This window comes from Chryseobacterium sp. BGA-UO-ETr-SB22, assembly GCF_059567885.1.
The window spans coordinates 31,218-52,544 of the sequence record NZ_JCAQOV010000001.1 but is presented as its reverse complement, the minus strand read 5'-3'; the positions used below and the strand labels follow the sequence as shown (position 1 = coordinate 52,544).

Here is a 21,327-nt window from a genome sequence, read left to right as displayed (position 1 = left end):
CTGTACCAAAGTAATCTTTAAATATCTTAAATTCCCCTATTCTTAATTATTATAAGCACATTTTCTTTTGAAGAAAGCATACGACATACTTGTAATCGGCAGCGGGTTGGGAGGTCTTGTTTCGGCTCTTATTTTGGCGAAAGAAGGTCTGAAAGTGTGTGTTCTTGAGAAAAATAACCAATATGGAGGAAATCTGCAGACTTTTTCACGCGACAAACTGATTTTTGATACAGGTGTTCATTATCTTGGAGGTTTATCCAAAGGCCAGAATCTGAACCAATTCTTTTCCTATCTGGAAATTATGGATGATCTTGAGCTTCAGCTGATGGATGAAGATGGGTATGACAGGATAAGTTTTGGAGAGGACGAAATAGAATATCCGCATGCACAGGGCTATCAGAATTTCGTTGAACAGCTTTCCAGGTATTTTCCTGAAGAAAAAGTAAACCTTGAAAACTACTGTGAAGAGATTCAGTATGTCTGCAGCCAGTTTCCAAGATATTATGTAGTAGGAAAAGACAATTACAACGAGGAAATTCTGCATCTTAATACCAAAAGATTTATAGAATCCGTTACCCAGAACAAAAGACTCCAGGCTGTTTTACTGGGTTCCAACTTTTTATATGCCGGAGACTCCGAAGATGTTCCTTTTTATGTACATGCTCTAACCGTAAATTCTTATATCCAGAGCGCTTACAAATGTGTAAAAGGCGGAAGCCAGATCTCTAAACTTCTGATCAGAAAACTTAGGGAATATGGAGCGGAAATTCACAAGCATTCAGAAGTGTCTGACTTTGTTTTTAATGAAAATAATGTATTGACATCCGTAAAAACGAAAGAAGGAAAAGAATATTCAGCAAAACAGTTTATTTCAAATATAGAGATACGTTCCACGATTAAACTAATTGGAGAAGAAAGGCTTAAGAAGTCTTTTCTCAACAGGGTTTTGAGCTGGAAACCGGTTTCATCATGCTTTAGTATTTATCTGGTTTTAAGACCTCACAGTCTTCCGAACTTCAATTACAACAGATATTACTATTCATCAGAAGAGCAGGTCTGGAATGCATTCCGTTACCGGAAAGAAGCATGGCCGGAAACTTATATGCTTTCATCCACGCCCTCAAAACATCATCCTGAATTTGCAGAAAGTCTTACCGCAATTTCCTATATGGATTTTGATGAGGTTAGAGAATGGGAAAATACATTCAATACCGTAGCAGATGAGCATGAACGAGGAGAGGCTTATGAAAGATTTAAACTTGAAAAAACAGAAAAGATGCTTGATGCCCTGGAAAAGAAAATTCCAAATTTAAGGCACGCCATCAAAACAATATATACTTCTTCTCCCTTGTCGTACAGAGACTATATCGGGAATTTCGAAGGGAATATGTACGGATACATGAAAAACTCGGAGAATCCTCTTAAAACCATGGTTTCTCCCCGTACCAAGATAGACAATCTGTTTCTGACAGGACAATCTGTTAATATGCATGGGATTTTAGGAGTCACCATTGGAGCTTTTAATACCTGCGCAGAGATCTTAGGAAAAGAAAAGATAGATATGCGGTTGACACAAATGATTAATAAAAACTAAAGTGAAAAAAACGAAAACCATTCATTCATCTTATACAAGAACTCTTTTTTACCTTGCTTTTTGTTTTTTCCTCACTTCCTGCGGAATATCAAAATCTATCCATCATATTCCTGATGTAAAACAATATTCGCTGGAGGTTCCGAAAGTATCCCGTATCAATGACAGTACTTTCAGTTATAACCAAAATTACCTTACGAAAAATAAACAGCAGCTCTGGGAACTTTATATCAAAGGGAATCCTCTTCAGCTGGGATATAATAATGGAGCTTTGACTCAAAGTTTAATGCAGAAACAGGAAGGAATCTTCTTTTCAAAAGTTGAGGGATTTGTACCGTCAAAATTTAAACAGAAGCTGCTGAGAGGCTTTTTAAAATGGTACAACAGAAAAATGTACCTCAATGTAAGAGAAGACTATCAGGCAGAATTATACGGTTTATCACAATACTCATCCAATCAATATGATTTTATTGCTCCCAAATATTTAAGAAATCTTTATCTGCACGGAGCTCATGATATTGGGCATGCAATGCAGGATCTGGCCATGGTTGGCTGTACTTCCCTTGCGGTATGGAACGAAAATACTGAAGATGGCGATCTGTTGATCGGAAGAAATTTTGATTTTTATGTGGGAGATGATTTTGCAAAAAATAAACTGGTAGAATTTGTTCAGCCGGAATCCGGAATCCCATATATGTCGGTAAGCTGGCCGGGAATGATAGGGGTGGTGTCCGGGATGAATAAAGAAGGAATTACGGTAACCATTAACGCAGGAAAATCAAAAATTCCCATGACTGCAAAAACGCCTATTTCCCTTGTTACCAGGGAGATTCTGCAGTATGCTAAAAATATTGATGAAGCGATTGCCATTGCTAAAAAGAGGAAGGTTTTTGTATCTGAATCTATTCTGGTAGGAAGTGCTCATGATAAAAATGCCGTAATCATTGAAGTGTCACCTAAGAATTTCGGTGTGTACAGAGTACAAAACACCAGCAAGGTTCTTTGTACCAATCATTTCCAGTCAGAAGCTTATAAAGATGACAAAAGAAATCAGAAGCATATTGAAGAAAGCCATTCCGAATACCGGTATGAGAAACTTCAGGAGCTTTTGCAGGAAGAAAAAAAAATGACTCCGGAAAAGATGGCTTCTGTTTTAAGAGACAGATCCGGATTAAAAGGAGAGAAGATCGGTTATGGTAATGAAAAGGCTCTTAACCAGCTTTTGGCTCACCATGCTATTATATTTTCGCCACAGAAAAAATTGGTTTGGGTATCTTCAAATCCTTATCAGCTGGGAGAATTTGTATGCTATGATTTGAACGAAATCTTTTCAGAAAAAGGATTACAGCCTGATAACTTTTCAAAATCAGGTTTAAATATTCCCCGTGATCCCTTCGCAGATTCTGAAGAATTCCAAAACTATGAGCTGTCTAAAATGTACGGCAAAGAAATAAATGAAGCTGCAGACGATAAAAATACACTGCTGACAGATGGTATTATCCCTTCCTATCAATCTATGAACCCTGACTTTTGGCTGGTCTATTATCAATCAGGAAAATATTATTTTAGCAAAAAAGAATACTCAAAGGCAAAAGAAGCATTTGAAAAAGCTTTAACGAAAGAAATTACAACGGTTCCGGACAGAAAAAATGTAGAAAAATATCTGAAGAAAACTTTAAACAAACTGAAATGATCCCTAAATATATAAAACTGCTGTTCTGCATCCCTTTTGTCATTATTATCTGCTATTCGGTGTATCTGTGTACGGTATACAGTTCCATCCCTGCCGTTATACCCATTCACGGCTATGGAAATATGAAAGATAACTATGGAAGTAAAATATTTGTTGTGTTCCCGGTACTCATGAATCTGGCCGTTCTTCTCTTTATCTGGTTGATTATAAGACGACCGGATAAGATAAAATTTACTTTTGAAATAAAAGAAGACGAAAGGGAAAAAATATATCATATAACACAGTTGGCCCTGGTAATTATTGCGATATTTGTTACCATCATGATGACGCCATTAGCATTTTCTGATATTGTTTATAAATAATTGATTATGAAAAAACTTTTAACCCTTTTCCTTACCACATGGTTTCTATTATCATTTTCTCAGGACAGAAAAGAAATAGGAAAAACTTTTATCAAAACTTTATTAATCGATAAAAACATAGAAAAAGCACATTCTTATTTTGATCCTTCCATAGCAGGGCAGATTCCGGTGGAACAACTTAAAGCTATTACAGAACAACTTCAGGGACAGATTGGAAGTTTGAAAACTATTCTTGAAGTAAACAACGAAGGAAATATTTACTATTATTATTCCGAATTTGAAAAGACCAAACTGGATGTTCAGCTTACTTTCGGAGAAAATAATAAAATGCTCGGTTTCTTTTTAGTTCCCCATAAAACAATTGAAAAACCGGACGAGAAGACTACATTGAAAATCAAAAGCGATGCTATTGAATTGAATGGAATATTATTAGTTCCTCCTTCCAACAACAAAAAGAAATTAGTCATTTTTGTTCATGGCTCAGGAGCACATGACAGGGATGAGACTATTGGAGAGAATAAACCGTTTAAAGACATAGCAGAATACCTTCTCAACAACGGAATCTCATCTTACCGATATGATAAAAGAACATATTCTTACCCGGAAGCGTTCAATGAAAAATCTACTGTAGAAGAGGAAACCATCAATGATGCAGTAAATGCTGCCCAATATTTTAAAAATAATGCAGACTATAAAGGATATGAAATCATTATCCTGGGACATAGCCAGGGAGCGTATATGATGCCTAAAATTGTAGAAAAAGCTCAGGTTTCAAAATATGTTTTTATGGCTGGAAATGCCAGACCGTTACAGGATCTGTTGGTAGAACAGTATGATTATCTTCATTCTCTGGATTCGTCTAAAGTTCCTGCTGAAGCTGTTCAGGAAATAAAAAAACAGGTTGCCTATTTGAATTCATCCCAATTCACCCTAAGCTCACCAGCATCAGAACTTCCGTTGGGACAATCTGCTGCGTATTGGAAATATTTAAAAGAATACAATCAGCTTAATGAGGTTAAAAAAATAAAAGCTCCGATGTTTTTTGCCCAGGGAGGAAGAGATTATCAGGTAACAGAGAAAGATTTCAACCTTTGGAAAGAAGCATTGAAAAACGATAAAACAGCAACATTTAAATTGTACCCAACATTAAGTCACTTATTCATAACCGGTTCCGGAAAACCCTCTCCAAAAGATTATGAAACAAAAGGAAAAGTTGATGAACAGTTTTTGAAAGACCTGACACAGTTTATTCTAAAATAATGTTTTCAGCGTAAAATAGAAAAATAATAACTAATTGTAATGAGCCTGGAATTTTATTCCGGGCTTTTTTAATTGTTTTCCGGACTTACTTTATTCAAAAATAAAAAGACAGCTATTCCAGACAAAGCAGAAAGTGTAGTGCTTAAAATAAAACTGCCAATGATATATTGCAGCAGGTTGTTCTTGATCAGTTCAAAATTTAAATCCTGACTTAAAATATCGCTGTCACCACCTACAAATGGCGCTCCCAGAAATAATGAGGCTGCAATGACAAAAGGAATAAAAGGAGGAAGGCTCACATTAGAGGCTACGAAAGCAAGTACTTTATTGAGTTTAAAAAGTACAGATAAACTGATGACCAGAAGTGTCTGAAATCCCCAGAAAGGTGAAAGTCCTATAAAGACTCCCAACGCAATAGAAAATGCCTTTGTACGGTTGCTTCCGTCACTTTCTAAGACATCTTCCTGGATGAATTTTTTAAAGCTTTTTTTTTTGAAATTATTCAGAAAATTTCTCGGAATAATATAAAATAGGGTGATTGTTACCAGAATCGTATTCAGAATGCTGATTCTTGTAAAATCTTTAAAAGGTCTGAAATGGGAAACACGTTCTGCAGGATCATACAAAACCTTGATTGGAACATTTTTTACCGGAACATGTCTCCATGCGGTTCTTACAATGATTTCGATTTCAAATTCAAACTTAGGTGTAAAATATTTTTTTGGAATTTTATGTAAAGGATAAAGCCTGTAGCCAGATTGTGTATCTTCCAGTTTGATACCGGTTTCAAACCAGAACCAGAAATTGGAAAAACGGTTTCCAAAACTGCTTTTCTTGGGAATACCGTCCTGAGACATATTTCGGTTCCCAATCAAAAGAACCTCTTCTTTTTCCTGAAGTAGGGCTTCTACAAATACAGGAAGATCATCCGGATAATGCTGTCCGTCCGAATCAATAGTGATGGCATAGTCATACCCTGACTTCTTTGCTGCTCTAAAACCTGTTTTAAGGGCATTTCCTTTTCCTTTGTTCTCCGGTAGAGAGATGATCGTAATCTGAGGGTATTGGGCAAGAATCTGAGGCGTAGAATCTGAGGAACCATCATTGACCACAATAATATTTCCGGTATACTCGAGAACACCGTCAATAACCCTATTCAGAGTCTTTTCATTATTGTAGGTAGGTATTAAAACGCATATCTTCTTTTCAGAAATTGCATTTTGTACTTCAGCGAGGGACATTCTTTTATTTTAAAGTGGCTCTTTCGGCCTCTGTAATGGTTTTAGACTGCATTGCAAACCTTTTGATATAGCCTTTTAATGCTGCATTCTGTTTGCTGTAATTATTCAGAAGGAATGCTTTATCATCCTTCAGACTTCCGCGGTATCCCACAATTTTCGGGATATTTTCCTGAACACTCATTCTTATCAGACGAAGTTCAGCATTGTTAGGATTACTTTTGATAATGCCTTCAAGACTTGTAGCGCCTGTCTTTACCAGAGACTTTCTGTTGCTTTTGGCAATTTTTGCTTCCATAATTTTTGCTGCAGCTTTATACCCAACAGTTACGGCATCAGAACCGGATTGTTTTTCCGCAGTTTCAATGAAGCTGGCGGTATTGGTATTGGATTCGTTGGCTTTAGCATAGCTGTTTCTCAGCGTTTCAAGGTCAGACTGAAAGAAAAAAACAAATGCTGCTATGAATGAGAAGATAAGATTCATGACGATATTTTTTTATAGCTTACAGACAGTTTCAATGCAATAGTCTCGCCAAAAGAAGTAATATTTTTTACTTTAACATCATCTTCATTTTCGTTAATATCCAGTTGAAGTTGTAAGTCAGGAGTCTCAAAAGGATTGATGATGGCCATGAATTTTACATTGGACGCGGTTTTTAAGAATAATTTTGAACCCGTAAATTCCTCAGTCAGTTCTTTGATAATCTGCATCATACAAACACCGGGAGTCACCGGATTTCCAGGGAAATGGCCCTTGAAAATATCGTGGTCTTTATTGAGATTGATGTGGGCAGTAAACTTTCCGTCTTCTGCTTTCTCATAAGATGTTAATGTATAAAAATCTGTAAGAATAGTTTGCATGATCTTATTTTTAAGATTGAATAGGTAAGCAACTTCTTTCTGGAAAACTATACTGCTGTGTGTTTATAGTTTTTCATGTTGGAAATTATTCTGTTTCGGTTATTTGAAATAGTTTTATATTGATCTTAAAATCTTTGTGCTGTAGATTTAAGCTATCCGCGAAGATAGGTTTTTTTGCATCAAAAGTAAAATCGATTTTTTCCTTATTATTTTTCGTGTAAATGACCTGTTTCAGTAAACCGTTTTCTTTGTTGAAGAATAAATAATAGCTTTTATTCTCAATTTTTGAAAGATAGATTTTAGCATTGTCATTCTCAAAAGTTTCGCTCACGGGATACTGTCTTTTCAGTAGCTGCTGGAAATCATTCTTCAGAAAATTGATGACAATTTTTTTATCCAGATCAGGAAGTACATAGTTCAGTTTGAAATTATTGTCAGAAACCTCAAAATCAATCAGTTTATTTCCAAAATCTGAGGTTAAGGCGACCCGGTGTGTCGTTTCATTCAATTTTTTGACGATCAGGATACCGCTCACATGGTTTTTATAAATATCCATCTGGCATTTGTATACATAATCTTCGCTGGAAGAGAAATATAAGTTTTCAACCGTTTTTTCAGAGGCAGAAACAGGCTTGACATCAGTCAGCTTGTAAGTTTTGCAGGAAACAGCCAGAATCAGAATCAGAATCAGGCTATAAAGTAAACTCTGACGCAGGAATTGAAGCATTGATCTTGGTATTTTTGAAAACAATATTGGTGGTGTCTCCGGAAGCCTCGGTCATATTAACCTGAGAAACCGTCGACTGGTTCTTTGGGAAATACAGCTCGATCTGTTTGATGTATTTCAACAGCTGTGATGTTTTAGGAATAAACTTAGCTACATTGTAATTTCCGTTCTTAAAATAGGTTACCGTAAATTCTGGATCGTTGAACATCGTTCCGTTTGAACTTCCTACAATCAGTTTATTTATTTTTTCAAATGTTTTGCTTTTGGCATCTACAGATGACTTTTTCCCCTGATCATTGATGAAGATCTTATTGCTTTTAAAAACAATACTGTATTGATAAGGTTTGGTATATTTCCAACTCAGCATATTGGGAGTCTGCAGTGACATTCTCCCATAAGTTACAATGCTTTTATCCAGAAAGTCCATTTTTTTGGTCTGAGTAAAGTCACTCTGTAAAGTTTTAATCTCTTTGGTCTCCGAAGAAACTTTCGAGACAAACGCTTTAGCTTCCGCGCCGGACATTGCCGTATTTTGGGCAAAAAAGAAACCGGAAACCAGTAAGAATGCTCCGAAAGCAATATTTTTAATCATTTCTATTTGAATTTGTAACTGTATCAACAGTAAAGGTTGAATATTTTTTGTCCTTCAAAAATACTAATAAATCTACCAGCACACGACAGGTCTTTTCCGAAGTGTCATGAAGTAGGATAATACTGCCTTTTTTCAGGCTTTTGGTTACTCTGCTGTAGATTTTCTTTTCGTCATCAATGATGGTGTCTAAAGACCGGACATTCCATCCGATACTTTCTTTATGCGTTTTTTTGATTGCCTTTGCAATATTGGGATTTGTTACGCCGAAAGGTGGTCTGTAAAGATGAGTCGTTATATTTCCAATATTTTTAATCACCTCATCACACTTTTCAATTTCCTCAATCATTTTTGAAGTGGATAAAAAACCCGTGGAATTGGAATGTGATAACGTATGATTTCCGATCGTATGACCTTCCGCAATGATTCTCTGAAAGGTTTCAGGATATTTTTCAATCTGTTTCCCAATACAGAAAAAGGTTGCTTTTACTTGATGTTCTTTAAGTAAGTCTAAAAACTTTGGGGTAAACTCTGTAGGGCCGTCATCAAAAGTAAGGGCAACTTCTTTGATTCTGGTCCGCTTATGAGTAATACTGTTGACAAAATATCCTAGTTCAATGTCAAATGAACCCCAGACTACAACCGCTGAAAAAGCAAAAAAACAAAACAGATACACCCAAAAACTTCCGTGGAACGCATAAATAAAAACGTTACAGAAAAGATAGAACAGGATGAATGGATAGTGTTTCATTGCTGGCTGTTTTTATGTTAAACTTGTCATTATGAGTGTTATGGTCATGATATCTATTATTGTCACTCCGTAGGAGTCTGGATTAATTTAGATTCCACGCTTCACTTCGCTCTGAATGACAAATAGACCGTATAATTTTCAACAATTATGCCTTTTCCAATAATACCAGACTGTGATCACTACCTGCAAGATGGTTGTAAAGAAGTATATTCTTTACGTGTTCTTTTTTCTCTGCATTGATCATCATGATTTCCGGGATCTGCTGTTCTTTAAGGATATGGCAGGCCATAAACGTTGAAAAGCCGCTGGCTGTATTGAATTCTCCGCTCAAATGTTTGTAATAAAGCAAAGATGAGTCCGGAAACAGATCCATTGCTGTTGTATAGTACACATCAGAATCTGCGTCTCCACTGAATCCTAAAATAACAGCATCAATATCACCAGTAGAGAGATTATTCTGAGTTAAGAAATTCTGGATAAAATTCTGTACTTCATTCAACTCTACTTTATTAGTGATATTAATATTTTTAAGCTTTGCGTAAGAATTTTCGGTCTTATCTTTTCCTAGAACAAAGAAGCTGGCTCCTTCACCCCAGATCACTCCATTGGTGGTGGAATGTAAATAATCGGCAGGAAGATCTTCTTCTTTTTTTATGATATTATTTAAACAATAAAGCTCCATTGTTCTGGCAGTCTGCTCGTCTGTAGAACCCACCAAAACATTTTCCGCTTCTTCGTCATTGATCTGAAGCTGAGCATCCAATAATGAAAACTCCAGTGAAGAAGAAGTATTTACATAGGTGAAATTATAAGCATGACACTGTAATCCCAGAGCAATTTGCCCTGCTACCGTATTGTGGGTAGACTGGATGAAAAAGGTAGGTGTAAGGAACTCTTCATGATTATCAATCACATTTTTCAGGAACTTTTCAGAATCCTGAGAACAGCCCATTCCGGTTCCTACGATGATGGCATCCGGTTGTTCAATACCTGCTTCTTTTAAGGCATATTGTGATGCTACAGAACTCATTTTTACCGTTTTGGACATTCTTCTGATCATGGCAGGTGGTATGAACTCTTTGTAATTAGGTTCTATTGCTTTGATGATATTGGAAGAATTCTCCGGGGTAAGGTTCTGAAGAATATTTTCGTTTAAAGTGTCCTGAACTGAGATACAGGATGCACTGTTGATGTATACTGAACTCATGATTTTGAAAGAATTAAGGTTGAGCAGTTTCCTCCAAAGCCAAATGAATTGGAAAGCACATGATTGATGTTTTTCTCTTTCAATTCGGTAACAGGGGTGAGATCAAATTCTTCCATTTTTGTTTTGAAATTCAGGTTCGGGAAGATAACGCTGTTTTGCATCGCTAAAATTGAAAAGACCGCTTCAATTCCTGCTGCCGCTGCCAATGTATGGCCTGTAAATGCTTTTGTAGAGCTGAATTCAGGAACCTGGTTTTCTCCAAAGATTCTGATCATAGCAATTCCTTCTGATAGATCATTGTTGGGAGTAGCCGTTCCGTGAACGTTGATATAATCTATATTTTCTTTAGCTAATCCTGAGATTTTTAAAGCCTGCTGCATGGCTAAAAATGCTCCCTGCCCATTTTCGGAAGAAGCCGTCTGATGGTGTGCATCATTAGCATTGCCGTATCCGGAAAGATAAGCCAGAACCTTTTTATTTTCTTTTTTGACTACTTCTTCGGACTCAAGAACTAAGAAAGCCGCAGCTTCTCCAAGATTCAGTCCTTTTCTGTTGTTGTCAAAAGGAGTATTGTAAGAATCCGTAAGGATCATTAATGTATTGAATCCGTTCAATGTAAACTTGGAAAGAGAATCTGTTCCTCCAACAATGACACGGTCCAGAACTCCGTTTTTGATCAGCTTAGCACCCATCATAATAGCATTAGCCGCTGATGAACAGGCTGTACTGATGGTAGAAACCATGCCTTTTAATCCCAAATAATCAGCAATTGCCAATGAGGAGCTACCGGCATCATGAGCGTCAATATACTTTTGCTTTTCAGGGAAGTCTTCGTAAGAGTAGAAGTATTTTTCAGTAATATCCATCCCACCTACGCTGGTGGAAGAGATCAATCCGGTTCTGTAACCATTGATATCTGAAATTCCTGCACTTTCTAAAGCTTCTTTCGCAGCAATCATACCCAATAGAGAAGTTCTTGTTACGTTGTTGTCTTCATCAAGCTGAAGTTTCTGTACAAGTTCTTCGTTGGATAATTTTATTTCACCTGTTTTAATGATTCCGGCATGTCTGGTTTCAAACATTTCAATATCTGAAATTCCATGTTTTCCGGATTGCAATGAAATAAAATTTTCCTCCACATTGTTTCCGATGGAGGAAATGATGCCCATTCCCGTTATGGCAATTTTTTGACTCATGGTATTAAATAATGTAACAGTGTACCAACCTATCAATAATGGCTACATTGCTGCACTGTTAGATTTTTATATTAATTTATTTCGTTCTGTTGTCTTCGATGAATTTTGCCATCGTATCAATAGATTGAAAGATTTCCTTTCCTTTTTTAGGATCAGCTAATTTTATTCCGTAGTCTTTATCAAGAAGAACGATCAGTTCCAAAGCATCAATAGAATCTAGTCCCAATCCTCCTCCGAATAATGGATCAGTATCTTTGATTTCTTCTACAGATACATCTTCAAGATTAAGAACTTCAATAATTTTGTGTTTCAATTCTGTTTTTAAGTTTTCCATAATTTAGTTGATTTATCAGTGTAATCTACGTGTCAGTTCAGCAATGAAGCCTGTTAACTAATTACACTGTTATATTGTTGCATTTTTATAAGGTTAGCAAATATACAAAAGCTTTATAATTTTCCTGATACAATTCTACCCAGCCACACAATACTTTGTCAGCCTTCCCAGACAAGAGGATTTGTTCAGAATATTCGTTTAAAAATTTTTCGTCAAACTCATCCAAAATGAAAAAAGCATTTTCTGTCTGCATTTTGTGTTTAATACTGATTTCCCCCACACAGATGTTAGGAAGAGTGTAGACAAATACTGCCGGACTTGGATAAAAGTTATCCTGATCGTTGATGCTTTCCTGATATTTGAAATCAGTATCCAGACTGGAAGATCTGTTGGCGAAAACAATGGCCGTTCTGCTGTGATCTTCGTCTTTCAATATGGTTTCAGCAGAAAGAAAAGCCAGTTTACTCAAATGATCCATTTTATGAAACTTTGGATAGCTGAGGTCTAAACTTTTATAAGCTTCTTTAGCAAATTCCTGAAAAGTTTCGCTTTGGCTTTCAAAAATAAGATTTCCGTCAACGGTTATCTTTGAATGTTCTATAGTACAGGTGTTTATTTTCTTCATCATGTTCATTTTAACATTTTTCCAGCACAACTGCGGCATTGCAGCCTCCAAAACCTGAAGCTGTTTTCAGAATATATTTAATATCTGCAGTTTGGTTTTCTTTGATAATATTCAAAGGCTGGGTAACTCCTGTTTCTTCGAAATTTTTTGATGGAAGCAGCGTACTGTGAAGAGCACTTTCCATAGAAATAATACTTTCAAGAAGTCCTGACGCTCCCAGACAATGTCCATAATAGCCTTTCATACTGTTGAGAGGAACATTTTGAAGTTCCATTCTGTTGAAAGCGATGGCTTCCATTTCATCGTTATATAAAGTGGCTGTTCCGTGAGCAGAAATAAAATCAATCTGTTCTGATGAAACATTGGCTTCTGTCATTGCATTTTTAATACTGGCATACAAACCGTCACCCGTTCTTGAAGGTCCGGAGATGTGGTTGGCATCATTCACTGCAGAATCTCCCAGGATTTTAAATCTGAATTTTTCATTTTGTGAGACTTTTTCTTCGTCAGAATTATGACCAGTAATATAAACTGCTGCTGCTGCTTCACCGATATTGATTCCGTCTCTGTTTTTATCATAAGGCTTGCAAGGTCCTGATCCTATTGCCTGAAATGAATTGAATCCTGAAATAACAAATTCAGAAAGTTCATCTCCCGCAATAACGAAAGCATCTTTATACTTTCCTGCCTGAATCATATTCTTGGCAACTGCAATTGCCATTACCCCTGAAACACAGGCATTGGAGACAATGATTGGTCTTGTTTTAAATCCAAAAAAGTCTGCCATTTTCTGTGCTAATTTTGATAAATAAACGCCTTCCGGTAATTCAGTCTGGTTTTTTAACAGGCTGATATTTCCTTTTGTTGTTGAAAGGATAAAAGCTGTGTCTTCCGAAATGGTGTGTTTTTCAACAAGAGGAAGGAGGCTTAAAAGAAGCATCTTTTCCAGTCTTGTAAAATCAATAGTATTCTGGGTAAAGAATCTGCTGAATTCTTCATTCAGTTTTTCAGAATCAATCATGGAAGCATAAAAAGCATCCTGATTGTCTATAATTTTATGTAAAGCAACTCCCGATTTTTCTTCTGAAAGTGCCTTCCAGTTGGAATCTGCATCTAACCCCAGGGGAGTTACACAATTGTAGTCTGTGATATAAATTTCCTTCCTCATGATAATCCCATTTTATCTTTCCAGTTTTGAAAAAATTCCGGATTGTACAGGCATAAGCTTCCGTTACTGTCCAGAAATACCTGGATGGTCTCACCGCTGCATACTAACTGATCTTCCTTATTGAAGATTTCATATCTGTATATCAGCTTGGCAGATATCGAATTTACATAAGTTGTTACAATTCTGAAGGTTTCTCCATATTTTAAAGGAAGAAAATGTTCGCAGGTACTTTTTACAATAGGCGTTACAAATCCTGCATTCTGAATATCAAGATAGGTTAAGCCGTGCTGACGGCCAAAAGCTTCTCTTCCGTCTTCAAAATAAACAATGTAGTGCCCGTGCCAGACAATTCCCAGTGGATCTGTCTCATTGAATCGTACTCTTACTTCTTCAGTACAGGTTAATATATTTTCTTTAGACTGCATTTTGTTTTCTTTCGTAAAAAATGGAAATTGCTACGGTGGCAAAATAAAATAATAATAAGAATGCTAATTCTTTAGCTATTCCACCAATTCCGCTATTTCTTAAAATAATATCATAATAAGCATTCAGTCCCCAGTTCATTGGAGAGAATTGGGCTACGGTCTGCATAAATTCCGGCATTAAAAATACAGGAACCCAAATACCGCCAATAGCTGCCAAAACCACTACAGAAGTTGCTCCAAATGGGGCAGACTGTTCCTGTGTATCAGCAATAGTTCCCAGTAAAACTCCAAATCCGATGGCCGCCAATCCTGCAAACAGCGTTACAGTGATAAGCTGGAACATTTTTCCGGATACATCAAAGGCCGGAAGATCCATATATGGGAAAAGATAAATTCCCACGGCAACCATCAGTAAAAACTGAATGATACAGATGATAAGATAGGTAAATGTTTTTCCTAAAATATGTACAAAATAGGGAGTAGGGCTTATTCTTGCTCTTACACTTGTTCCTTGGCTCTTTTCCTTCACCAGATTGATGGATAAAGGAACTACAATAAAGAAAATCGCAAAAAGAGTCCATGCAGGAACATTGTGCTGAACAGAATTCGGCATGACGTCCATTGCTCCTTTCTTGGGTGTGATTTCTTTAAAGCTGATGAGGTTTTTATTTTCATTAAGATTCTCCGTTGTTCCCAGCTGATCCTGGAATGCTTTGTAGATCTTTTTATTTTCAATCTCAAAAACCATTTTGTTGACAGAATTCATCACTGAGTTTTTGAATCCTGCATTGGTGGCCGGATCAAAGTATAAATGAATCTCTTTTGTTTTCGGAGCAACCGCTTTTACTTTTGCTGAATCTCCTTCCAGTCCAAATGAACTTACAATGGTCTGAACTTTAGAATCAATATTGGAATTTAAATCTTTTGTTAAATTGGAAGGAATGACAATTGCCATCTGATAATCTCCGGAGAAAACAGCATCCTGAGCAGACTTTTCATTGAAATTGGTCAGCAGCTGGAAGGTTTTGCTGTTTTCCAGTTCCGCTTTGATGTTTTTTGAAACATCAGATTTGTCATTATCAATGAAAATAATTGGAATCTTTGATCCTTCAAGGTTTTTGAAGGTAGAATCCTGAATAAGGGTAATGGTGACAATCAGAAGCAGCGGCATCACAAAGATGATGACAATCCCTCCGATATCTCTTTTTAGCAGAAGAATTTCTTTAATAAAACTTCTCCACAGTTTATACAACAACATCTCTTAGTTCTTTTCCGGTTAATGAAATGAAAACATCTTCAAGGTTTTCGGCATTGGCAATTTGTGAAACCAGTTCTTCAGGAGTTCCTACAGCATGAATTTTTCCATGGTCAATGATGGCAATTTTTGTACAGAATTCTTCTGCTTCCGACAAGTGATGGGAAGTATAAATAATGCACGTCCCCTGCTTATTTAAATCCAGAAGATAGTCAATAATTGCTTTTTTAGATTGAACGTCTACACCAACGGTGGGTTCATCTAAGAATAGAATTTTAGGATTGTGAAGGGTGCCGGCGATGAGGTTGCAGCGGCGCTTCATTCCTCCCGAAAACTGCCCTACCTGCTTATCTGCAAATTTTGAAAGTCCCATAATTTCCAGAGATTCATCAATTGTTTTGATAAGCTGTTTATGTTTCAAACCATACAGGCTTCCGAAAAACATCAGATTTTCTTTAGCTGTAAGTGTTGGGTACAATGCATATTCCTGGGGTACAATACCGATAATCTGTCTTATTTTGAATCCATCTGAATGGGGAGATAATCCATTGATTGTAAATTGGCCTGAAGTAGGTTTTATCAGTCCCGAAAGCATGGAAATCAAAGTCGTTTTTCCAGCTCCGTTGGGTCCGAGAATTCCGTAAATTTCATTTTTGCTGATATTCAAAGAGATATCATTTACAGAAAAATCATCAGAATTTTTGTACTTCTTATATAGGTTTTTGATCTCAATCATATTTTCTGCCATATCAGATCGCTTTTCTCAGTTTTTTATAGAAAGCTTCTTCCAGATCTGCAATATGCAGCATCGTTTTTGAAAGTTCATTGTAGATATTGCTTTTTGAATTTCTGTTTTTGTACACTCTGGCAATATCTACGGCAAAATCTCTCCAAAGGTCACCAATAGAAGTGATTTCCTTTGATAATTCTTTCAGCTCGTCATTTTTAAGGATAACGGATGCTTCCTGAAGAAATGCCCCGTAGATAAATCTGAAGCCTCCGCCTCCAGTTCCAATTTCTTCCTGCATTCTGATCAGCTGTCCCAAATAATGATTGGTCACTTTTGTACCTTTCTTTTCAGCCCATTTCGGGATACTTTTAGCTACCCATCTCATTGCTTTTACGCCGATAAGCGGTACCGGAGCCAGCATGTTTTTGCAGGTGTCTTTAATTCCTTTTTTTATAGCTTCTTCAAGGTTTACATTTTCAGGAACATAAATAGGATAGTACATATGTCCTTTTGGAGGAAGTGCTCCCTTGGCATATCTTACTTTTTCCAGTTCTGCTTCGGAAAGAGACGTAGTATAATCCATTACCGGATCACTGATCAGGAATTTTCCATCCTCTTTTCCGTATACCACAAGATTGTGGGCATTGAAGTGGAATTTGTACTCCTCCGGGAAGTAGGTCAGATTGAAAACGCCTACCTGAAGTCCTGTAGGTATATTTTGATCCAGATTTCTTTCAAGAGCTTTTTGGGCATCTTTAGGATTTGAGAATTTTTCTCTTTTGATTTTAATTCCTAATCTTTTGGCTGCTTTACTGAAAATAGCACCCGGCATCGGACGATAGCTGAAGCCCGGAGCGAAATTTACCTTTAAAAAAGGAAGATAGACAAAAAATAATCCTGAACCGATCCCAAAGATCATCGGCTCGCTTAGTTTCAGGCCTTTATTAAGCAGTAGATTAGAAGCAACACCGTTTTCGCAATGCGCAGTCTGATGGTGTTCAAAGTTTAATTTCATTTGCAGATTGTATCTTTTCATTGGCAAAATGGAATCCGGCATTTTATATGCCTCATTTCATTTATTTCCCGTTGAAGTTTTTTAATTCATCCACTGAAATTCCGAATGCTTCGGCATATTTTTTCAGTGCAGTTTCGCTTAGTGTCTTAAATATTTTGGGTTTAAAATGTCTTTTTACCCTCCATTGCCACATTCCTACATAAGATGCAAGAACACCCAGGTCCATTTTATTCAGTTCCATAAAATAAACAATAGGACTTACTATTTGATTGGCAACATTTTGTTTTGCTTCCTCAATTCTTTCATAAATAAGCTCCATTGATTCATCCAGAGCAGCTTTCTTGGCATCCCAGCCTGTACTGTTTGCTGTCGTGTAGTTGTCATTCTCATCCGTCACATACAGAACTTCAGTCATGTTGGCGGATTTCAGGTTACTTTCGTCTTGAGGCAGGTCTTGTTTTTTCATCTAAATAATGTCAATTTTTTTAGATTCCAGATGAAATAAAATTCACCTGTTTTTTGATTCTTTTAATCAGGTGGCTAAAATAGTGAAAATACATTATATGTAAATCATATTAAATCTGAGGGAGTTATTACTATGAAACAGAGGGAGTATCAAAAAAAAATATCCAAAATCGTGATAAAAACGGATTTTTATTTTTCCCATTTTGAAAGAGACCTTTAACTAATCATATATATAAGAATCTTAAAGGGGATCTGTGAAGGTTTATTGTTTTTGCTTGTAACAATTCTTTTGTAACAAGTGTTTATATAAGTAAGACTAATGGATTAGAAATTTGGATAAAAAAAATAATTATTAAATAACAACTATGAAAAAGTTTTTTATTTCTGTTTCGCTTTTCTGTATGATAAGCGCTATGGCACAGAAGTTTGAGACCCAAAAGCTTACAGATGCTCAAGGGTACACTTATGAAACGGTAAAGAACGACCGTGCCGGAGTTCGTGTGTATACACTGAAAAACGGATTGAAGGTTTATCTTGCTAAAAATGAAGATGCCCCGAGAATTCAGACTTACATTCCGGTAAGAACAGGATCGAACAATGATCCAAGTGATAATACCGGATTGGCTCACTACCTTGAGCATATGGTCTTCAAAGGAACTTCACACCTGGGAACCCAGGACTGGGCAAAAGAAAAGGTTTTACTACAGCAGATCTCTGATCTTTATGAGCAGCATAAAGCAGAAAAAGATCCTGAAAAAAAGAAAGAGCTTTATAAAAAAATTGACGAAGTTTCTCAGGAAGCTTCTAAATATGCTATTGCTAATGAATATGATAAAGCCATCTCTTCATTAGGAGCTACAGGAACAAATGCCCACACATCTCTGGATGAGACGGTGTACAAAAATAATATCCCGTCCAATGAATTGGAGAAATGGCTAAAAGTGGAGAAAGAACGTTTTTCAGAATTGGTATTGCGTCTTTTCCATACTGAGCTTGAGGCGGTATATGAGGAATACAACAGAGCGCAGGATAATGACAGCCGTCTTGTATATTATTCATTGATGCAGGCCCTTTTCCCAAAACATCCAAACGGGCAGCAGACTACAATAGGTACTTCTGAACATTTGAAGAGCCCTTCTATGGAGGCTATTCATAAATATTTTGATACGTATTATGTGCCTAATAACATGGCGGTAGTATTGGTGGGAGACCTTGATTTTGATAAAACTATAAAATTAGTTGATCAATATTTCGGAGCGTTCAAATATAAAGAGCTTCCGATGAAAAAAATGGTTACGGAAGAGCCTATGACCGGCATTATTACCAGAACAGTAAAAAGCCCTACTACTCCAAGAATGACGATTGCATGGAGAACAGATTCTTATGGAACGCAGGAAGCAAGATTAGCAGATGTAGTATCTGAAATCTTAAGCAACAGAGGAGATGCGGGATTAATTGACCTTAACATCAACCAGAAGCAAAAAACTCTTGGAGCTGGTGCTTATGAGTCGCCTTACAAAATGTATGGTACATTTGGGCTGGTAGTGACTCCAAAAGAAGGGCAAAGCTTTGACGAAGCTAAAAAACTATTGATGGATCAGCTGGAGCTTGTGAAAAAAGGCCAGTTTCCGGATTGGATGCTGAAAGCTATCGTAAATGATAAAAAAGTTCAGCGTATGAAAGGCTGGGAAACAGCAGATGGATTAGCTACCGAACTTTATGATTCCTATATCAATGTGAGAACATGGGAGCAGGAGCTTGATGAGATCAACCAGTATGACAAGATCACTAAAGCTGATGTGGTGAAATTTACGAACGATTTCTTTAAAGACAATTATGTTGTTCTTTATAAGGAAAAAGGAGTGAATGATAAGCTTGTTCGCGTACAGAACCCAGGGATTACCCCTATTAAACTGAACAGAGAAGCTCAATCTCCTTTCCTTAAGGATATTCTGAATACAAAGGTTGCAGAAATAAAGCCTGAGTTTATTGATTTTAAAACGGCTATTCAGACATCACAAATCAAGGATAAGACAGTAAGTTTTGTGAAAAACAAGTATAATGAGATTGCTCAGGTAAGTTATGTTTTCCCTTTCGGAACAGATAATGACAAAGAACTTTCTATTGCAGGAACTCTTTTTGAATATCTTGGAACAGATAAATATACTTCTGAAAAGCTGAAAGAAGAGTTTTATAAACTGGGAATCAGCTATAGTCTGAGAACTTCCAACGATCAGATGATTATCACATTGAGCGGGCTTGAAAGCAATATGAAGAAAGGAGTAGAGCTGATGAACCACTGGATGACAAATGTAAAAGCAGATAAAGCTGTTTATGCACAGACTGTAAAAACAATTCTGGAGTCTAGAGCGTCTGCTAAGAAAGATAAAGTGAGAATCATGGCTGCTCTTTCAAATTATTCTAAATATGGTAAAAACTCAAGAATGACGGATATCGTTTCCAAAGAACGTCTTGAGAGCATTGATGCTGTAGAGTTGATGAAGAAAGTGAAAACATTAAACCAATATCCTTATCAGGTTCTTCTTTATGGACAGGATCAGTCTGGTCTGGAAAAAGCAGTGAAGCCTTTTATCACCAATACAAGCCTTCAGCCTGCGCAGGCAAAAGAATATGCTGAACCTGCTACTGAAGGAAAAGTATATTTCACCAACTATGACATGGTACAGATGGAAATGTCTAAAGTGGCAAAAGCAAATACAGTAAACCTTAGCAACTTCGGTAAAGCAAATGTTTTCAATGAATACTTCGGAAGAGGCTTGTCTTCAATCGTTTTCCAGGAAATCAGAGAAAGTAAGTCTTTAGCATATACTGCTTATGTTTCTTATAACAATGCTTCGGAAAAAGACCGTGCCAACTATGTGATGAACTATATCGGAACACAGTCTAACAAGCTTCCTTTGGCAGTGAATGCGATGAATGACCTGATGGTTTCATTACCACAGATTCCTGCACAGTTTGAAAACGCAAGAGGGTCTGCCTTAAAACAGATTGCTTCCAACAGAATCAACAGAACGAATATTTTCTTCAATCAGTTAGCCTTAAAAAAACTAGGCGTAGACTATGATTTAAGAAAAGATGTTTATGCTGAAATCCAAGGGCTGACATTACCACAGCTTACAGGATTCTACAATACGGAAGTGAAGCCTGTAAAATACAATACAGCTATCATCGGTAAGAAAGAAAACCTGAATATGGAATCGATCAACAAAATGGGTGAATTCAACGAAGTATCTCTTGAAGAGATTTTTGGATATTAATTTTTTTGATAGAAATAATGCTCAAAGCGGGACAGAAATGTTCCGCTTTTTTGTTGTTGGAATCCTTTTCTCCCTGATGATCAGAGTTTCACCGATTTCTCTAATGTTTCACGTGAAATATTTGTGATAATAGGACAATAAGCCCGGAAATAATTATAAATTGATTACTCATTAATAAATAATAGTATGAGTGTTTTAGATGAATATAATGTGAGCTTTGGTGTTCAGAAAATTCACCATTCTGAATATAAATTTATAAAATCTACTATGGGTTCTGCATTAGGACGTGTTTTTACCGATATGCAGAGTCTTCGTAAAAGTAATGATGTTTTGGAAATTATAAATGATGTAATAGAGAATAGTTTAGAAGATGTCATTTATACTACTCAAAGTTTAGAATGCATGATTATAAAATCTTCTATAATTACTATATACAGTGGAGAGGATTTTGATAAAGATTTTAAAAGTGCTATTCCTCTAGGTGTACTACCCACAAAAGATTTTAAAGAGATTCTATTGGCTTGGATGGATTTTTTAGCAAAAACGGAGTAAATAAA

General features: G+C 36.5%; 22 protein-coding genes. 6 read left to right on the top strand and 16 right to left on the bottom strand.

The window, feature by feature from the left end:
• The first annotated feature begins 67 nt into the window (after positions 1-67).
• Genes AC57AW_RS00225 through AC57AW_RS00210 form a run of 4 tightly spaced genes read left to right on the top strand, consistent with a single transcriptional unit; the run spans position 68 to position 4,906 of the window.
• Complete coding sequence (locus AC57AW_RS00225; protein ID WP_496350403.1) at positions 68-1,594, top strand: phytoene desaturase family protein; 1,527 nt, start codon at positions 68-70, stop codon at positions 1,592-1,594.
• A 1-nt stretch (position 1,595) separates the two neighbouring features.
• On the top strand, positions 1,596-3,284 hold the full coding sequence (locus tag AC57AW_RS00220) for a C45 family autoproteolytic acyltransferase/hydrolase (protein WP_496350402.1): 1,689 nt from the start codon (positions 1,596-1,598) through the stop codon (positions 3,282-3,284).
• Complete coding sequence (locus AC57AW_RS00215) at positions 3,281-3,646, top strand: hypothetical protein (RefSeq protein ID WP_496350401.1); 366 nt, start codon at positions 3,281-3,283, stop codon at positions 3,644-3,646. The genes AC57AW_RS00220 and AC57AW_RS00215 overlap by 4 nt, the downstream gene beginning before the upstream one ends.
• Before the next feature lie 6 nt (positions 3,647-3,652).
• Complete coding sequence (locus AC57AW_RS00210) at positions 3,653-4,906, top strand: alpha/beta hydrolase (protein WP_496350400.1); 1,254 nt, start codon at positions 3,653-3,655, stop codon at positions 4,904-4,906.
• Positions 4,907-4,974: 68 nt separating this feature from the next.
• Here the strand turns inward: AC57AW_RS00210 and AC57AW_RS00205 are convergent, their stop codons facing one another.
• The 16 genes from AC57AW_RS00205 to DarG all read right to left on the bottom strand — a co-directional run bounded on the left by AC57AW_RS00205 (position 4,975) and on the right by DarG (position 17,493).
• Complete coding sequence (locus AC57AW_RS00205) at positions 4,975-6,147, bottom strand: DUF2062 domain-containing protein (protein WP_496350399.1); 1,173 nt, start codon at positions 6,145-6,147, stop codon at positions 4,975-4,977.
• A gap of 4 nt (positions 6,148-6,151) precedes the next feature.
• Entirely contained in the window at positions 6,152-6,628 is a 477-nt protein-coding gene (locus AC57AW_RS00200; RefSeq protein ID WP_496350398.1) for a hypothetical protein, read from the bottom strand.
• Positions 6,625-7,005 carry an ApeI family dehydratase gene (locus AC57AW_RS00195; RefSeq protein ID WP_496350397.1) on the bottom strand — a complete coding sequence of 127 codons (381 nt, stop codon included), beginning with the start codon at positions 7,003-7,005 and terminating at the stop codon, positions 6,625-6,627. The genes AC57AW_RS00200 and AC57AW_RS00195 overlap by 4 nt, the downstream gene beginning before the upstream one ends.
• 85 nt (positions 7,006-7,090) lie before the next feature.
• Positions 7,091-7,732 carry a flexirubin biosynthesis protein LolB2 gene (gene lolB2, locus AC57AW_RS00190; RefSeq protein ID WP_496350396.1) on the bottom strand — a complete coding sequence of 214 codons (642 nt, stop codon included), beginning with the start codon at positions 7,730-7,732 and terminating at the stop codon, positions 7,091-7,093.
• On the bottom strand, positions 7,698-8,324 hold the full coding sequence (gene lolA2, locus AC57AW_RS00185; protein ID WP_149835513.1) for a flexirubin biosynthesis/transport protein LolA2: 627 nt from the start codon (positions 8,322-8,324) through the stop codon (positions 7,698-7,700). Before lolA2 ends, lolB2 begins: the two co-directional genes overlap by 35 nt.
• Entirely contained in the window at positions 8,317-9,072 is a 756-nt protein-coding gene (locus AC57AW_RS00180; protein ID WP_496350395.1) for a polysaccharide deacetylase family protein, read from the bottom strand. Before AC57AW_RS00180 ends, lolA2 begins: the two co-directional genes overlap by 8 nt.
• Positions 9,073-9,217: 145 nt before the next feature.
• A complete protein-coding gene (locus AC57AW_RS00175) occupies positions 9,218-10,279 on the bottom strand; it encodes a beta-ketoacyl synthase N-terminal-like domain-containing protein (protein WP_496350394.1) in 1,062 nt (353 codons plus the stop codon).
• Positions 10,276-11,475 (bottom strand): beta-ketoacyl-[acyl-carrier-protein] synthase family protein, encoded by a 1,200-nt coding sequence (locus tag AC57AW_RS00170; protein ID WP_496350393.1) that lies wholly within the window; start codon positions 11,473-11,475, stop codon positions 10,276-10,278. The genes AC57AW_RS00175 and AC57AW_RS00170 overlap by 4 nt, the downstream gene beginning before the upstream one ends.
• 76 nt (positions 11,476-11,551) lie before the next feature.
• Positions 11,552-11,809, bottom strand: coding sequence for a phosphopantetheine-binding protein (locus AC57AW_RS00165; RefSeq protein ID WP_034692439.1), 258 nt, complete (start codon positions 11,807-11,809; stop codon positions 11,552-11,554).
• An 85-nt stretch (positions 11,810-11,894) separates the two neighbouring features.
• Positions 11,895-12,434 (bottom strand): 3-oxoacyl-ACP synthase, encoded by a 540-nt coding sequence (locus AC57AW_RS00160; protein WP_496350392.1) that lies wholly within the window; start codon positions 12,432-12,434, stop codon positions 11,895-11,897.
• Positions 12,435-12,444: 10 nt separating this feature from the next.
• Entirely contained in the window at positions 12,445-13,602 is a 1,158-nt protein-coding gene (locus tag AC57AW_RS00155) for a beta-ketoacyl synthase N-terminal-like domain-containing protein (RefSeq protein ID WP_496350391.1), read from the bottom strand.
• A complete protein-coding gene (locus tag AC57AW_RS00150) occupies positions 13,599-14,027 on the bottom strand; it encodes an acyl-CoA thioesterase (protein ID WP_047424884.1) in 429 nt (142 codons plus the stop codon). The genes AC57AW_RS00155 and AC57AW_RS00150 overlap by 4 nt, the downstream gene beginning before the upstream one ends.
• Entirely contained in the window at positions 14,017-15,285 is a 1,269-nt protein-coding gene (locus AC57AW_RS00145; protein ID WP_496350390.1) for an ABC transporter permease, read from the bottom strand. Before AC57AW_RS00145 ends, AC57AW_RS00150 begins: the two co-directional genes overlap by 11 nt.
• Complete coding sequence (locus AC57AW_RS00140; RefSeq protein WP_318848345.1) at positions 15,272-16,030, bottom strand: ABC transporter ATP-binding protein; 759 nt, start codon at positions 16,028-16,030, stop codon at positions 15,272-15,274. The genes AC57AW_RS00145 and AC57AW_RS00140 overlap by 14 nt, the downstream gene beginning before the upstream one ends.
• Before the next feature lies 1 nt (position 16,031).
• The gene (gene darH, locus AC57AW_RS00135; RefSeq protein WP_318848344.1) at positions 16,032-17,027 is read right to left on the bottom strand and encodes a BtrH-related acyltransferase DarH; all 996 of its coding nucleotides are present in this window, start codon (positions 17,025-17,027) and stop codon (positions 16,032-16,034) included.
• Positions 17,028-17,088: 61 nt separating this feature from the next.
• On the bottom strand, positions 17,089-17,493 hold the full coding sequence (DarG, locus tag AC57AW_RS00130) for a flexirubin biosynthesis protein DarG (RefSeq protein WP_318848343.1): 405 nt from the start codon (positions 17,491-17,493) through the stop codon (positions 17,089-17,091).
• 364 nt (positions 17,494-17,857) lie between these two features.
• Between DarG and AC57AW_RS00125 the strand changes: the two genes are divergently transcribed.
• Both AC57AW_RS00125 and AC57AW_RS00120 read left to right on the top strand, forming a co-directional pair.
• Positions 17,858-20,770: a M16 family metallopeptidase gene (locus AC57AW_RS00125; RefSeq protein WP_496350389.1), complete on the top strand. Its 2,913-nt coding sequence runs from the start codon at positions 17,858-17,860 to the stop codon at positions 20,768-20,770.
• A gap of 186 nt (positions 20,771-20,956) precedes the next feature.
• Positions 20,957-21,322 carry a hypothetical protein gene (locus tag AC57AW_RS00120; RefSeq protein WP_496350388.1) on the top strand — a complete coding sequence of 122 codons (366 nt, stop codon included), beginning with the start codon at positions 20,957-20,959 and terminating at the stop codon, positions 21,320-21,322.
• The last annotated feature ends 5 nt before the right edge of the window (positions 21,323-21,327 follow it).